The 14,638-nt window shown below is 37.1% G+C and carries 13 protein-coding genes; 12 read left to right on the top strand and 1 reads right to left on the bottom strand.

Annotated elements, in window-relative coordinates:
• Positions 1 to 334 precede the first annotated feature (334 nt).
• The 10 genes from AC4BD1_RS10200 (at position 335) to AC4BD1_RS10155 (ending at position 11,500) form a co-directional block, all read left to right on the top strand.
• The gene (locus AC4BD1_RS10200) at positions 335 to 952 is read left to right on the top strand and encodes a YitT family protein (protein ID WP_490466440.1); all 618 of its coding nucleotides are present in this window, start codon (positions 335 to 337) and stop codon (positions 950 to 952) included.
• A gap of 9 nt (positions 953 to 961) precedes the next feature.
• The gene (locus AC4BD1_RS10195; RefSeq protein WP_206907330.1) at positions 962 to 1,963 is read left to right on the top strand and encodes a LacI family DNA-binding transcriptional regulator; all 1,002 of its coding nucleotides are present in this window, start codon (positions 962 to 964) and stop codon (positions 1,961 to 1,963) included.
• A gap of 221 nt (positions 1,964 to 2,184) precedes the next feature.
• A complete protein-coding gene (locus AC4BD1_RS10190; protein WP_490485568.1) occupies positions 2,185 to 3,525 on the top strand; it encodes an ABC transporter substrate-binding protein in 1,341 nt (446 codons plus the stop codon).
• Positions 3,526 to 3,600: 75 nt separating this feature from the next.
• Positions 3,601 to 4,491 carry a carbohydrate ABC transporter permease gene (locus AC4BD1_RS10185; RefSeq protein ID WP_206907327.1) on the top strand — a complete coding sequence of 297 codons (891 nt, stop codon included), beginning with the start codon at positions 3,601 to 3,603 and terminating at the stop codon, positions 4,489 to 4,491.
• Complete coding sequence (locus AC4BD1_RS10180; protein ID WP_206907324.1) at positions 4,481 to 5,305, top strand: carbohydrate ABC transporter permease; 825 nt, start codon at positions 4,481 to 4,483, stop codon at positions 5,303 to 5,305. The genes AC4BD1_RS10185 and AC4BD1_RS10180 overlap by 11 nt, the downstream gene beginning before the upstream one ends.
• 22 nt (positions 5,306 to 5,327) lie before the next feature.
• Positions 5,328 to 7,094, top strand: coding sequence for a glycoside hydrolase family 35 protein (locus AC4BD1_RS10175; RefSeq protein ID WP_490485567.1), 1,767 nt, complete (start codon positions 5,328 to 5,330; stop codon positions 7,092 to 7,094).
• Positions 7,095 to 7,105: 11 nt separating this feature from the next.
• Positions 7,106 to 9,061 (top strand): alginate lyase family protein, encoded by a 1,956-nt coding sequence (locus tag AC4BD1_RS10170; RefSeq protein ID WP_490485566.1) that lies wholly within the window; start codon positions 7,106 to 7,108, stop codon positions 9,059 to 9,061.
• A 13-nt stretch (positions 9,062 to 9,074) separates the two neighbouring features.
• Positions 9,075 to 10,202, top strand: a complete 1,128-nt coding sequence (locus AC4BD1_RS10165; protein ID WP_490466437.1) for a glycoside hydrolase family 88 protein — start codon at positions 9,075 to 9,077, stop codon at positions 10,200 to 10,202.
• Positions 10,203 to 10,213: 11 nt separating this feature from the next.
• A complete protein-coding gene (locus tag AC4BD1_RS10160) occupies positions 10,214 to 11,050 on the top strand; it encodes an MBL fold metallo-hydrolase (protein WP_490466436.1) in 837 nt (278 codons plus the stop codon).
• Positions 11,051 to 11,272: 222 nt separating this feature from the next.
• Positions 11,273 to 11,500, top strand: coding sequence for a hypothetical protein (locus AC4BD1_RS10155; RefSeq protein ID WP_206907315.1), 228 nt, complete (start codon positions 11,273 to 11,275; stop codon positions 11,498 to 11,500).
• A gap of 209 nt (positions 11,501 to 11,709) precedes the next feature.
• Here the strand turns inward: AC4BD1_RS10155 and AC4BD1_RS10150 are convergent, their stop codons facing one another.
• A complete protein-coding gene (locus AC4BD1_RS10150; protein ID WP_206907313.1) occupies positions 11,710 to 12,558 on the bottom strand; it encodes a MurR/RpiR family transcriptional regulator in 849 nt (282 codons plus the stop codon).
• 135 nt (positions 12,559 to 12,693) lie between these two features.
• Here AC4BD1_RS10150 and gnd point away from each other — a divergent pair, with 135 nt between their 5' ends.
• Entirely contained in the window at positions 12,694 to 13,605 is a 912-nt protein-coding gene (gene gnd / locus AC4BD1_RS10145; protein ID WP_490466435.1) for a phosphogluconate dehydrogenase (NAD(+)-dependent, decarboxylating), read from the top strand.
• 13 nt (positions 13,606 to 13,618) lie between these two features.
• The gene (locus AC4BD1_RS10140; protein WP_206907302.1) at positions 13,619 to 14,617 is read left to right on the top strand and encodes a D-isomer specific 2-hydroxyacid dehydrogenase family protein; all 999 of its coding nucleotides are present in this window, start codon (positions 13,619 to 13,621) and stop codon (positions 14,615 to 14,617) included.
• Positions 14,618 to 14,638: the final 21 nt, after the last annotated feature.

Raw genomic sequence — 14,638 nt, 5'->3', positions numbered from 1 at the left:
GAAAAGCTATAGGGAGGAGTTGTTTTGGGACGAAGATAAAGTCGTGAAAGAAATGCCCAGCTCCAATAAATAAGAATGCATTTTCAGAAATTACTTCTCAAATTTTTGTGGCATTTAGACTTGTTTTGAATGGTGAACACTGTAAATGAAAGTTGAAAAAAAGAAGGACGAGCTGGTTTGTACTCGTTCTTCTTTTTCTGTGTAAAATTAGAAGTTTAAACAAACGTCTAAAATGTTTTACTGAATTTTCACTAAACTATTTGAAAAAATAGGTGAATCAATGGTATAGTTCTACTAGAATGAAATGAAAGCGCTTTGTTAGGAGAGAGTAGGAATGCGAAAAGCTGTGATTCAAAGTAAAATAACGACAACAGAACAAAAAAATATTCTAAAAATCATTGTTGGAAATATTTTTTTAGGATTTGCTTACGCAAATTGGATGAAACCGAATAATATTATCAATGGTGGGGTAACGAGTGTGGCGATGATTTTAGAAAAAATCTCGCAAATACCAATTTTTTATTTAACTTCTGGTGTAACAGTCTTATTATTGATTTTTTGTTGGTTCTTTCTAGGAAAAGGGAATTTTCTCAAATCAATTGTTAGCAGTATTTGCTATAACCTGTTCTTTACGATGTTTTATCTACTTAAACTCAATGTGCAAATCAATTTGGTCGTTGATTTTCTTTTTGCCTGTGTTTTTATCGCGATTGGGTATTATTGCTGTATTTCTGCGAATGCTTCTACGGTAGGAATGGATGTCATTGCTTTAGCAATCAATAAAAAACATCCAGAATTTAGTATTGCCAGAGGAATCCGTTACATAAATGTGATGGTACTAGCTTTGGGATTTTTGACTTATGGGGTAAAATCAGTAGTGATAGGTATTTTGTTCAGTTTACTGAACTCGTATATTTTAGATTTTTTATTAAAACGAAGGATTGAAGAATGAGGTGCTAACATGGCAACAATTAAAGACATTGCAGATTTAGCAAGTGTTTCTAAGACAACTGTTTCTCGAGTATTGAATTTTGATCAAACGTTATCAGTGAGTGATGAGACAAAAAAACGAATTTTTGAAGCGGCAGAGAAACTAGAATATACCAAATATAAACGGAACCGCGTCATTGATAAAGGAAAAATCGCGATCGTTCAATGGATGACGGAAAAAGATGAGCTCGATGATGTATATTATCTTTCGCTAAGAATGAGTGCTGAAAAGAAGATTTTGGATGAAGGTTATGAGATTGTGCGCTATTTTTATAACGATACACGTATATTTGATGAAGAGGTAATTGGGATTATTTCGATTGGCGAATGTACACCAGAGCAGCAACAATCATTAATTGATTTTACAGATAACCTAGTTTTTGTTGGAATGGATATTCTTTCAACAAAATATGATTCTGTGTCCCTAGATTTTGATCAGGCTGTGAATAGTGTGATTGACTTTTTCTGTGCGCGCGGTCATAAGAATATTGGATTTATCGGTGGCTTGGACTACGGTAAAACATTGCCTAACCATCCTGTTGGAAAAGACAAACGAACCATTGCTTTTGAAAAATACACAAGTTTCCGTGACGTCTACCGAGAGGAAAATGTATTCCAAAGTGGTTTTGATGTCGAAAGTGGTTATGAGATGATGAAACAAGCAATCGCTACGTTAGGGCAACATTTGCCAACCGCATTTTTTATTGCAAATGATCCTTTAGCGGTTGGTGCACTAAGAGCGTTGCTGGAAGCAGGAATCAAGGTACCTGAAAGAGTATCGTTAATTGGGTTCAATGATACGAGTGTTGCTAAACATATTTTTCCAACGTTGAGTTCAGTGAGAATACATACAGAACTGATGGGCGAAGCAAGTGTGGAGTTACTGTTGGAGAAATTAGAAACTGGAAGACAAGTGGCTAAAAAATTAATTATTGCGACGGAACTCAGTCTGCGTGGGAGCACAGGCGATTAAATCCGACTAGTGGTTGATGATTGTTTCGCTGTCTATTTGAAAAAGAGGGGATGACAAGTTTTTGTCATCTCTCTCTTTTTTTGTGAAAAAACCGTATAAAAATTAGGTGAAATAAGTTTAGTGAATAAAATAAAAAAGTTCACTAAACTTATTGACCTTTGCCTAGCTTTCGTGTATTCTACGAATGAATAAAGCGTTTACAAAAATTTAGGAGGTACTTTATGAAGTACAAAAAATTGTTGAGCGGTGCTTTAGGATTATTGGCAGTAGTTAGTTTGGCAGCCTGTGGTGGTGGTGATTCAAAAGCAGAAGCAGGAGCAGATTCTGCTAAGGATTTGGCAAAAGAAGAACGCGTGAAAAAAGCAAGTATTGAGGTGTATGTTCCCAAAGGGAAGAATACCGATTACTTACAAAAATCCATTGAGCTTTATAATCAGAAATATGATACAGAATTAGAATTGAATCCGGTGGATGTAGCTCCCGCTATTCCGATGGTTCAAAAGGTAACACCAAAATTAGTTGCAAATGAAAAAATGCCAGATTTGATTTTCTTGCAAGATAGTAATGCTGGTTCAGTTTTTGATAAGTTTGAAGATTTATTTTACTCGTCTGAAGACTTTGGCTTTGTAAAAGAGTACGGCAAAGATTTTTATGATGCAAAGATGAACATGTTGGGGAATATTGCACCATCGAAAAAAGTATTTGGTTTTCCTAATGACTGGGGGAATGCATGCATGTTCTATAATGAAACCGCTTTTAAAGAAGCTGGGATCGATGTAACAACCATTAAAAATTGGGATGAATTGATTGATGCAGGGAAGAAATTAAAAGAAAAAACAGGTAAAAAGCTATTATTTATGCGTGATACAGGAGAATTGGATCTTGTTAAATATTTGACGGAACAACAAGGTGTGTCTTTATTTGATAAAAATGGAAAATTAAATTTATTGGATGACGCGGTTAAAAAATCATACGACATCATTCAAAAACTTCAAGATGAAGATTTAGTAGCCTATGGTAATTCAAAAGATTATACAGTGATTGGACAAGAATGTGGCGTAATCTTTGCTGGTGGCTGGTTAGCTTCTTATCAAGCAACGGATTATCCAGATGATGCAGGAAACTGGCGAATCAGTGCGATTCCTGCGGTAGACGAATCAAAAAACTTTTCACCAATGAGTGGGGGATCTAGTTATTATGTACCTAAAAAATCAGATAATGCGTTAGCAGCGTTACAATTCATCACCTTTGCACTAACGGATAAAGATGCGTTGGATGCGTACATGGAACTAAGTGGTTTGCCTGCAAATGTGACTGCTTATCAAAGCGAAGTTGCTCAAAAAGAGTTTCCTTACTACGGAAACCAAAAGATTTTATTGACACTAGATAAAATCAGTCAAAATAGTATCAAGGGTTATGCGTTCCCTTACTCGGCAGATTTAGACAATTATATTGAGGCCGCAAGCTATGACATCAAGAATAAGGGTATGTCTGTCGATAAAGCATTGAAGAAACAAGCAGAAGATTTTTCTTCGAAGTATAACGTAGAAATAAACGAGTAAATCAAACGGGTTAGGATAGTGAGGGCTGCCATACTGTCCTAACCTATTTTTAGAACAGAAAAGGAGCATCTGGATATGGAATTTCCAAAAAAGAAAAAAGCCATTACTAATTATTCCCGAACAGCTTATATCATGTTGTTGCCATTTTTAGCATTTTTCATCATTACTTTATTGATTCCGGCAGTGATGTCATTGGGATTTAGTTTTTCAAAAGTATCGACATCGATTGATTTTATCGGTTTAGATAATTTTACAGCTATTTTTAAAGATCCATTGTTTTTTAAATCGTATTTCAATGTGTTTATTTTTATGATTTTTTCAATTCCGATCACGATTTTCTTTGCTTTGATTTTTGCTGTTTTGTTAAATAAGCCAACGATTAAAGGAAAAGGTTTTTTTCGGACAGTGTACTATTTACCGGCAATCACATCGATCGTTGCAGTGTCATCAGTGTTCTTAACTTTTTATAATCCAACAGGTTTATTCAATACGGTGTTAACAACCTTTGGAATGGAACCGATTCCTTGGCTAACGGATCCATTTTGGGCACGAGTATCGATTATCATTATCTCGATCTGGTTGAATGTTGGGTATTACACAGTTTTGTTTTTAGCCGGATTGCAAAATATCTCGTCAGAAATTTATGAGAGCGCAGATATCGATGGAGCCAATAGTTTTCAAAAATTCTTTAAAATCACGATCCCTTTGTTGAAACCAGTTGTGTTGATGGGAATGATTCTTTCGACAATCAATGGATTAGGTGCCTTTGAAGTACCAAACATTTTATTCAAAAATGGATTTGGACCAGAATCTTCTGCAGTAACAGTTGGTGTGAATTTGTATAAAACAAGTTTTGAAATGGTTGATTTCGGGAAAGCTTCTGCGATTGCTTGGACGATGGTGATCATTGCAGCAATCCTATCCATTATTCAGTTTATTGTAGGAGGAAAAAACAATGAAGCGTAAATTGAACCCATTACTTATTTATTTCGTTTTACTGATTGGTTTAGTAATCTTTGCTTTACCTTATGTTTATATGCTCATTGCTTCAACTCAATCGAACGATGTGATATTAGGGGAAAAAATCAATTTTACAATTGGGCCACACTTTTTGAAAAACCTTGGTGAGATACAAGAAAAATATAATTACATTCGAGTGTTGTTCAATTCAGCTGTCATCACATTGGTAGGGACAGCACTTTCTACGATTGTTACCACGTTAGCTGGGTATGTCATGGCAAAATATCGTTTCAAAGGTAGCAATCTTATTTTCAACTTAGTGATGATTTCTCGAATGATTCCAAGTTTTGCGACATTGATCCCAACTTTCTATATTTTAAGTAAATTTGGTTTAACAAACACATTTGCCGGGGTAATCATTCCGAGCGTTGCTTCGACAACTTCCGTGTTTATGATGCGTCAATATGCACAGCAGTTTCCCAATGAATTGATGGAAGCTTCCCGGATCGACGGTGCTAGTGAATGGACGATTTTTTGGAAAATTGCTGTTCCAGTGTTGACTCCAAGTATTATCACGACAGCGTTATTGACGTTTATGGGTTATTGGAACTCTTATTTGATTCCGTTGATCGTTTTATCCGACTCAAAAAAATTCACTGTCCCATTGATTATTCAAAACATGACACAAAACAACTACGATCCTTTGAATTATGGTGCACTGATGGCCGTTTTAGCGACCTCAGTTATTCCGATTGTCTTGCTTTATATGTTTTTGCAATCAAAATTCAAATCAAATGGTCTAGACTCTGCAATCAAATAAGAATTTTAGGAGGAACTGCAGGATGAATTTCGAAATCAAAGAAGAGTTTTATGTGGATGGGCAGCCAATCAAGCTGATCTCTGGTGCCGTTCATTATTTTAGAATTGCCCCGACACATTGGCGTCAAACGTTACAAAACTTGCAGGCGATGGGCTGTAACTGTGTGGAAACGTACATTCCTTGGAATTTACATGAACCGAAAAAAGGAACGTTTGATTTTACTGGAATTGCAGATGTAACGAAGTTCTTAGATATAGCAGAAGAATTAGGGTTGTATATCATTGTCCGACCAAGTCCGTATATTTGTGCAGAGTGGGATTTTGGTGGGTTGCCAGCTTGGTTATTGGCAGATCCAAGCATGCGCATTCGTAGTCAACATCCAGGTTATTTGCAGGCAGTGAAGGAATATTATCAAGTGTTATTGCCAAAATTAGCGCCATATCAAGTGACACACGGGGGAAGTTTGTTACTCATTCAGGTAGAAAATGAATATGGTTCTTATGGCGAAGATAAAACGTATTTGAAATTTTTAGCAGAAGAACTGCAACACTACTTGGATGTTCCTTTAGTAACCTCAGATGGTGGTTGGGAAGAGGTTTTAGAAGCTGGAACTTTACCACAAGAAGGAATTTTAGCGACAGCAAATTTTGGATCTGGTGCAAATGAAAACTTCAAGTGGTTACAGAATTACCAAGAAAAAAATGGGTTGAATGAACCTTACATGTGCATGGAGTTTTGGGATGGGTGGTTCAACTCTTGGGGAAAACCAATTATTCGTCGCGACCCACAAGAAACAGCAGAAGAAGTACGCCAAGTGTTAAAAAAAGGGAGTATTAATTTCTATATGTTTCAAGGTGGCACGAACTTTGGATTTTATAATGGTTGTTCAGATGCAGGAGCAACGAATGAGCCACAAATCACCTCTTATGATTATGATGCGCCGTTAACAGAATGGGGTATGCCAACGGAAAAATATTTTGCTATTCAAAAAGTGATTCAAGAAGAAGTGCCAACAGCTAAAACTTCAAAACCTGTCTATCCAAAAACAACTTGCTTAGGTTCTTATGCAGTGAAGGAAAGTGTCAGTTTGTTTTCTGTTTTGGAAGAAATCAGTGAGCCCATAATCAATGACTATACTTTGCCTATGGAAAAAATCGGTCAAAATTTTGGATATATCCTGTATCGTAGCCAATTATTGAACAAACGACACATTGCCAAAATGAAAGTCGTTGATGGCTTGGATCGTGTTCAATTTTTCATGAATCAACAGTTGATTGCAACTCAGTATCAGGCAGAATTAGGACAAGATTTTTCATGTGACTTGACCCAAGAAAAAAATGAATTGAGTTTGTTAGTTGAAAACATGGGTCGAAATAATTATGGACCTAAGCTCGTTGCGGATAGTCAACGAAAAGGTATTCGGAGTGGGGTGATGGAGGATATCCATTACATCTCTGATTGGGAACATTATCCATTAGAATTACAGCCAGAGCAGTTAGCAAAAATTGATTTTACCAAGGCGGCAATCGCAAAAACACCAAGTTTTTATAAGATTGAGCTATTGCTAGAGGAAGTCGGAAATACATTTTTAGATTGTAGTACTTTTGGTAAAGGTGTTGTCTTTGTGAATGGGGAAAATATGGGACGCTATTGGCAAGAAGGACCGGTACACTCTTTATTTATTCCTGATTTCTTTTGGAAAAAAGGGAAAAATGAAGTCATCATTTTTGAAACAGAGGGTGTGCCAATCCATGAGATCCATTTTTCTGAAACACCGATCATGGCATAGGAGTCAGTGACATGGAGGAAAATTTTAAAGGTTTTTTCAATTGTACAAGTCAAGAAGAATTCATTGCATTTAGAGAAGAATTGCTGAAAAATGATGAAAATGGGTGCGAAGAACTACTTATAAGAAGTCAACGATTTGTTTCTGGAGAATATCTTTTTGATAACGCGTGGGATATGGAAAGAACGCACGAACCTGTTTTTTGGCAAATAGCAGACATTGAGTGGTCAACTAGTCCAAATGGGGATATGGAATGGCTTTATATGTTGCATCGCCATCGCTTTTTAGTTGATGTAGGATTGGCTTATTTGTTAACAGAAGAGCCAAAGTATCAAGAATATCTTGAATGTTTTTTACATGCATTTCTTCAGCATAACCCACTAAATCAAACAACGAAACAGTTTAGCTGGCGAACAATTGATGTGGGGCTACGTGTGGTTAATTGGTTGAAATTAATTGAAATGAATCGCTTCTTGCCACTTTTCTCGGACGAATTGAAGCAGGAGTTGGAAGCAATTCTCGAGAGCCAAGGAACGTATCTCTACGAAAATTTATCGATTGAAAGAGGCCAGAGCAACTGGCAGGTGTTAGAAATTGCCGGGTTGTATAGTTTAAGTCTAGCTTTTCCCACGTTCGAGAAGGCAGCTTTATGGCGAGTAGAAAGTCTCTTTTATTTAACGCATTCATTAGCTTTACAGGTAGAAGCAGATGGCATGCAACGAGAACAATCTTTTATGTATCACAATGAAGTTTTGCTTTGTTTATTGGAAATTTTACAACTCGCGCAAAGGGCAGAAACGGATGTGCCAGAAAAAATTGTTGACTATGCGAAACAATTGGCAAGAGCAGCCAGCTTGTTTGTGAAACCAAACGGTCAGCAACCGATGTATGGCGATAGCGACCAAGAAGATATGACTGGATTATTGCAATATGCAGAAGTTATTTTAACTAATCCAGATGGACAAATAAAAAAAAATCAAGCAGACTTAACCTTTTTTGCAAAAATGTCTTTAGGAAGAGGTCAATTTCCGATTACGAATCACTTTTTATTGGAAGAAGCTTTTCATCATTTTGAGCAAGCCGGCATCATGATTGCCAAAAGTCCGCTGACGTATCATTTGTTTAAGTGCGGACCTCTGGGCGGCGGACATGGACATGATGATTTACTCCATATTGACTTAGTTTATCAAGGAAAAGACATTTTGATTGATTCAGGTCGATACAGCTATGAATTAAGCAAACATCGACTGGCTTTCAAAGAAGCAACAGCGCATAATACCATCGTGGTGGATCAAAAAAACTTTAATCAACATACAGATGCGTGGGACAGCATCAAAGTTGCGACGCCAATCAATCAAAAAGCCAGCGAAAAGTCAGGTGTCCAGTTTTTTGAAGGTGGTCATTTAGGTTACTTGACATTAGCTGATCCAGTGTACGTTGATCGTAAAGTGATTCATTTTCCGGAAGGATTCAGCCTCGTTAGTGACAACTATCTTTGTCGTGGAAACCATGAAATTGAAACGTTTTTTCATGTTGATTCATCAGTAGTCCAGCAAAAACAAAAGACACTGATTTTCCCAGAATTAGGCTATGAGATTTCATGTTTGGCGAAAGAAACACGTTGGAAATGCTACGAAAAAAATAGCGCACCAACCTACAATGAATTACGAAAAATCACTTGTGCTGTCTTAAAGAAAAATATCCAAGGAACAGCTGCAACCACTTATCTTTTAAACCCACGGGGACTGATTACAAAAGTTGAGAAACTACCCGTTTACTCAGAAGCAGAGCAACAATCAGATGAAATAGTGGAAGCAATCAAAATTCAGTTGAAAGATCGCACGCAAAAATTAATTTTGATCCAACATCAAGAACCTGTCCATGGACGAAGAGCGTATTGTGTTGAAGGAGCATACTATTATGGTCGAGTGGTCGTAGCTACCGACCAAGAAAAAATCGTTTTGTATTAAATTGGAGGGCAATATGCTAACAAAAGAAAAAGTCGCACAAGAACTTGAATTTGTTTATCAAAAAATCATTGATAATCTGTCAACATTTGAAACCTTAGTACCAGCAGCAGTTTCTAAAAATTATCGTTATCCAGCTGTTGAAAATGCAGATTGGACAGATGGTTTTTGGATTGGTATGCTGCATCTGGCTCAAGGTTATCGCCCAGACGAGCGAATCCAGCAAGTGATTACCAAACAGCTAGAAGTATTTCAGCAACGACTAGACGAAGAAATCGTTTTGAACCATCATGATATTGGCTTTTTATATTCCTTAGCAGCAGTTGCTGACTATCGCGAAAACAATACAGCTTCTTCACGAAAAATGGCACTCCAAGCAGCAGATGTTCTGATGCGACGTTATAACGAAACAGCGAAGATTTTCCAAGCTTGGGGTGATCTATCTGATAAAGAACAACAAGGTCGAATGATTATTGACTGCAATATGAATTTGCCTTTACTGTATTTTGCTTCAGATGAAACGGGTGACTCACGTTATCGAGAAGCAGCTAAAAATCACGTGAAATTGGCGCAGAAGTATTTGATTCGTGAAGATTATTCAACTTTTCACACATATTATATGGATATTGAGACAGGAAACCCTCGTTTTGGTGCGACAGCGCAAGGTTACGCAGACGATTCCTGTTGGTCAAGAGGCCAAGCGTGGGGAATCTATGGTTTTCCAATCAGTTTTACTCATATAGGAGATGCAACGTTACTAGAATCTGCTTGTCATTTAGCAGATTACTACTTAGCTCATTTGCCGGAAGATAAAATTGCTTATTGGGATCTGTTTTTTGTGGATGGCGAGGAAGAAAGAGATACATCTGCATCAGCAATTACGGTTTGTGGCTTGTTGGAGTTGGCAAAACAGTTACCATTAATGGATCCACGACGTCAAGAATATGAAGAAGCTGCGCAAAAAATCATGGTTAATCTGATGAATTACACGACAAAAAATGTTCCAGAATCAAATGGTCTGTTAGTTCAAGGCGTATACTCTAAGCCAGGTGGAACAGGAATTAATGAATGTACTACGTGGGGAGATTATTTTTATTTTGAGGCACTGACACGTTTATATCGAAGTTGGGCAACTTATTGGTAGGAGGAAACAACATGAAAATTCATTATTTAGGCACGGCAGCCGCGGAAAGAGTTCCTGGCATTTTTTGTAACTGTCGTATTTGCCGCTATGCACGAGAACATGGTGGAAAAGATTTACGAACTCAAACGCAAACCTTGATAGATGATGGTGATCTATTGATTGATTTTCCTGGAGATAGCTATTTTCATTTACGGGAACATCAACTGAATTTCAATGAGATCGAACATTTACTGATCACACATTGGCATAGTGATCATTTATATGCAGAAGATTTAGCTTTTCGAATGAGTTCTTATGCTAATGATTTGGACAAAAAGCTAACTGTCTATGGAAATGCAACTGTTCATCGCTTCTTTGATCGCGCATTTGAACTGGAAAAAATGATTGAACCTGAACGTATTGAGTTTCAAGAATTAGCGTCATTTAAAAAGTATCAAATTGGGGAGTACCAAGTTCATACATTACCAGCTGTACATGGTCAAAAAAATGGGGATTGCTTCATTTATGTGATCGAACGCGGAGGAAAGCGATTATTTTATACACATGATACAGGTTTTCCAACCAATGAAGTTTTGGATTATTTAGAAGGGAATCAATTGAAACTAGATGCGATATCCTTGGATTGTACAGGACAAAACATGACATATGTTGGTGGGATTCACATGAATTTAGGCGAAAATTTACGACTGATTCAAACGTTATCCGAACGAGGTTTATGTGATGAAAAGACGACCTATGTTCTCAGTCATTTCTCTCATAATGGCGGTTTGACACATCAAGAAATGAAAGAATTAGCAGATGAACATCAAATGTTGACAGCTTATGATGGGATGAAGATTGAAATCTAAGGATGAAGAGAAGAGTGGAGCAAAACGTGCGAATGTTTTGCTCCATTTTTTTCTACTTTTAGAATCAATTTATTTTTTTATGAATGAGTATGTCCAAAGCACATTGTTTTTCTGACGCATGGTATAATAATACTATAGAATTTTCAGCAGACAGTCTCCAACGCGTAAAGAGTTCAAGCTTTGAGAACAAGCCAAACATCGGTGGAAATGGGAGGGATCAGGATGGAAGAAACAGTTTTTTTTAATTTAGGAAATGCGTTAGCAGCAAAACGTGATCCAAAAGAATTGATTCGTGAAGCACAAATCGTGAAAGATCAACGCCAGCCATTGGGAAAATTAGTCATCGTGGAAGACGAATCGAGTGGAGAACATATTTTGTTTGAATTAGCGAGCCGAGAAGAAAAATCGGAGCAGACAAAAGAGTTTAAGGTGAAGCAAGTGATTGATTAAGTAAACATAATTCAAAAAAACAGACAAACTAGTGAAGAATGGTAGGGAAAAATTAGTTGCCTGTTTTTTTTGTGGATGAGTGCTATTTTCTATGATATAGGAATGGTTTATTTTTTCTTTTTTGATTGAAACAACAAACACTCTACCTCCAGCATCTAAACAAAAATTCCACCCACCATTGGTAATCGACTAATGGTGGGTGGAATTTTTTATTGTTTGCTACGAGCAATGACTCGACGAACTTTGGAAATCGAGTCACGCGCTTCTTCTTGATTATAAAACATCAAAATAACGTAAAGCGAGTCCATGATACTTAGTTGAGAAATCCGCGAAGCTAAAGCTTCCGAACGAAATTCTGTCTCTTCTGCAATGGAAATAAAGACCACATCACCAAGTTTAGCCAAAGGGGAATGAGCTTGGCTCGTGACGACGATTACTTTGGCTCCAGTAGCTTTGACTGTCTCTGCTAAACGAATCGTTTCTTTCGATTGACCTGTATGGGAAATCAAGATTGCACAATCAGTAGGTGTCAAAAGAGAAGCTTCCATTAATTGGATATGGTAATCTGTGCTGTGAAAAACTGAGATTGGCGAACGCAAAAATTTGTGATAAGCATCAGTTGCAACAATTTCAGACCCACCTACACCAAAGAAGAATAGCCGATCAGAATTGTTGATCAAATCAACCGCTTTTTTTAAATCTTCTTGTCGTAATAATATTTGTGTATCATTCAAAGTAGTGATATTTGAATCAAACACTTTTTGTGCCATAGTCAGTTCTGTATCATTTTGATCAATATTTTCATGGATCGCAATCGCAGAAAAATCATTTTCTTGAATGAGCATCGCCATTTTGAAATCTTTGAATCCATTGTAACCAAGTTTTTTCGTAAATTGAAAAAAAGTGGAGTCAGCGATTCCAAGTTCATTCGCTAAATCACTAATGGAACTGTGAGCTACTTTACTTGAATTTTCTAGCACGTAATCTGCAATGGCTTGCTCCTTTGGACTGAAATCATTGTACATCGTTCTTATTTGTAAGCGAATGGATACAGACATATGTGTTCCCCCTTTACTCTCTAAATAAAGGATATAATGTTTTGTAAAAAAAATCAAACGAAAAAATTTTTATTTTTTGTATTTACAAAAAAATATTTTTTTGTATAATGGAGATATAGAAATGGAGGCGCTATCATGGAAGTGAGTTTTGTTGGATTAGGCAAGATGGGGATGAACTTAGCAATCAATTTGAAAGAGCGCGGCTATGACGTAAAGGGGACAGACCTATCTGAAGAAACATTGAATATTGCAAAACATGAAGGGATCAAAACGTTTCAAACAGTCGAAGACTTGCTAGCTTCTTATCAAGAAGAGAAGCTAGAACAAAAAATCATTTGGTTGATGTTACCCGCAGGAGAACCAACTGATCGAGTGTTAGAGCAATTGTTACCACTGTTAGCACCAAAAGATATTGTGATTGAAGGTGGAAACTCAAATTATCAAGATTCAGTTCGGCGATCAGCTATTTTTGAAGAACGTGGTATTTATTATTTCGATTGTGGAACATCAGGTGGAATTTCTGGTGCAAGAAATAATGCGTGTCTGATGATTGGCGGAAACAAAGCAATTTTTTTATCGATCGAGCAATTATTTAAAGACCTTGCAATTGAAAACGGTTACTTATATGCGGGCCCAGCCGGAAGTGGTCACTTTTTGAAAATGGTCCATAATGGAATCGAATATGGCATGATGCAAGCAATTGGTGAAGGCTTCCAATTAGTCGAACAAAGTGACTATGATTTCGATTTGGCAAAAGTAGCTCGTGTTTGGAATCATGGTTCCGTTATTCGAGGCTGGTTAATGGAAATCGCAGAAGAACAATTTCGACAAAGTCCTAAATTGGCAGATTATCGCGGAATCGTAGCTGCTTCTGGTGAGGCAAAGTGGACAGTAGAAACAGCGCTAGCAATGGATGTCCCCGTTCCAGTGATTGCCATGAGTTTATTCATGAGAAATCTATCACAGGAAGAAGATAGTTTTTCCGCAAAAGTTGTTTCTGCTTTGCGAAATGGTTTTGGAGGTCATGAAGTTATCAAAAAAGAATGAGAGGAGTAAGGAAATGTCTAAGTATCAAATCGCAATTGTGAATTCGAGTAGCTTTGGCAAAATATTTCCTGAACATTTACGACGCTTGGAAGCGTTAGGAACTGTCAAACATTTTACTGTAGATGGTGAGATATCTGGGAAAGAACTGGCAGAAGTGTTGCATGGCTACAATGTGATTATTGCTAGTGTCACCCCGTTTTTTACGAAAGAATTTTTTGAGTACAAAGATGAATTACGTTTGATTTCTCGCCATGGTATTGGATATAACAACATTGACCTCGAAGCAGCAAAAGAAAAAGGAACGATCGTTTCGATCATTCCAGCATTGGTTGAGCGCGATGCTGTAGCCGAAAACAATATCACAAACTTGTTAGCTATTTTAAGATGTACAGTTGAAGCAGATGCCAGTGTGAAAAAGGATCACTGGGAAAATCGTGCACAATTTGTTGGTCGGGCACTCTTCAACAAAACAGTTGGCGTAATCGGAGTTGGAAACACAGGGAGCTGTGTGGTCGAAATTTTACGAAATGGTTTTCGTTGCGAAGTTCTGGCATATGATCCTTATAAATCAGATTTGTATTTACAAAGCTTTGGTGCAAAAAAAGTCGAATTGAGTGAATTACTTGCTTCAGCCGATATTATCTGTTTATGTGCGAATCTCACAGAAGAAAATTATCATATGATTTCAACGGCTGAAATCAAAAAAATGAAGGATCAAGTTTATCTATCAAATAGTGCTAGAGGTGCTTTGATCGATGAGGAAGCATTGGTTGCAGGGCTAAGATCAGGAAAAATCGCTGGTTTTGCTACAGATGTCTTGGAGGAAGAACCAGGAAGAAAAGATCATCCTTATCTATCATTTGAAAATGTTGTAATGACCCCACACACCTCTGCTTATACAAGGGAATGCTTAGAAGAGATGGGGAAAAAATGTGTTGAAGATGTCGAGCGAATTGTTGCTGGTCGGTTACCTGAACGATCGGTCCAAAGTCAGAGCTATTATTTAGTATAAAAATCAGTTGATAAAATCAAT

The sequence above is a fragment of the Enterococcus sp. DJ147D b genome, assembly GCF_058216655.1.
The sequence above is the reverse complement of the archived record's forward strand: the minus strand, read 5'-3'. Positions and strand labels throughout refer to the sequence as shown.

Coding starts and splice junctions, on each gene's coding strand:
- AC4BD1_RS10150 (WP_206907313.1), bottom strand. CDS start 12,558: ATGTCTGTATCCATTCGCTTACAAATAAGAACGATGTACAATGATTTC.
- AC4BD1_RS10180 (WP_206907324.1), top strand. CDS start 4,481: ATGAAGCGTAAATTGAACCCATTACTTATTTATTTCGTTTTACTGATT.
- AC4BD1_RS10190 (WP_490485568.1), top strand. CDS start 2,185: ATGAAGTACAAAAAATTGTTGAGCGGTGCTTTAGGATTATTGGCAGTA.
- AC4BD1_RS10160 (WP_490466436.1), top strand. CDS start 10,214: ATGAAAATTCATTATTTAGGCACGGCAGCCGCGGAAAGAGTTCCTGGC.
- gnd (WP_490466435.1), top strand. CDS start 12,694: ATGGAAGTGAGTTTTGTTGGATTAGGCAAGATGGGGATGAACTTAGCA.
- AC4BD1_RS10155 (WP_206907315.1), top strand. CDS start 11,273: ATGGAAGAAACAGTTTTTTTTAATTTAGGAAATGCGTTAGCAGCAAAA.
- AC4BD1_RS10165 (WP_490466437.1), top strand. CDS start 9,075: ATGCTAACAAAAGAAAAAGTCGCACAAGAACTTGAATTTGTTTATCAA.
- AC4BD1_RS10175 (WP_490485567.1), top strand. CDS start 5,328: ATGAATTTCGAAATCAAAGAAGAGTTTTATGTGGATGGGCAGCCAATC.
- AC4BD1_RS10140 (WP_206907302.1), top strand. CDS start 13,619: ATGTCTAAGTATCAAATCGCAATTGTGAATTCGAGTAGCTTTGGCAAA.
- AC4BD1_RS10200 (WP_490466440.1), top strand. CDS start 335: ATGCGAAAAGCTGTGATTCAAAGTAAAATAACGACAACAGAACAAAAA.
- AC4BD1_RS10185 (WP_206907327.1), top strand. CDS start 3,601: ATGGAATTTCCAAAAAAGAAAAAAGCCATTACTAATTATTCCCGAACA.
- AC4BD1_RS10195 (WP_206907330.1), top strand. CDS start 962: ATGGCAACAATTAAAGACATTGCAGATTTAGCAAGTGTTTCTAAGACA.
- AC4BD1_RS10170 (WP_490485566.1), top strand. CDS start 7,106: ATGGAGGAAAATTTTAAAGGTTTTTTCAATTGTACAAGTCAAGAAGAA.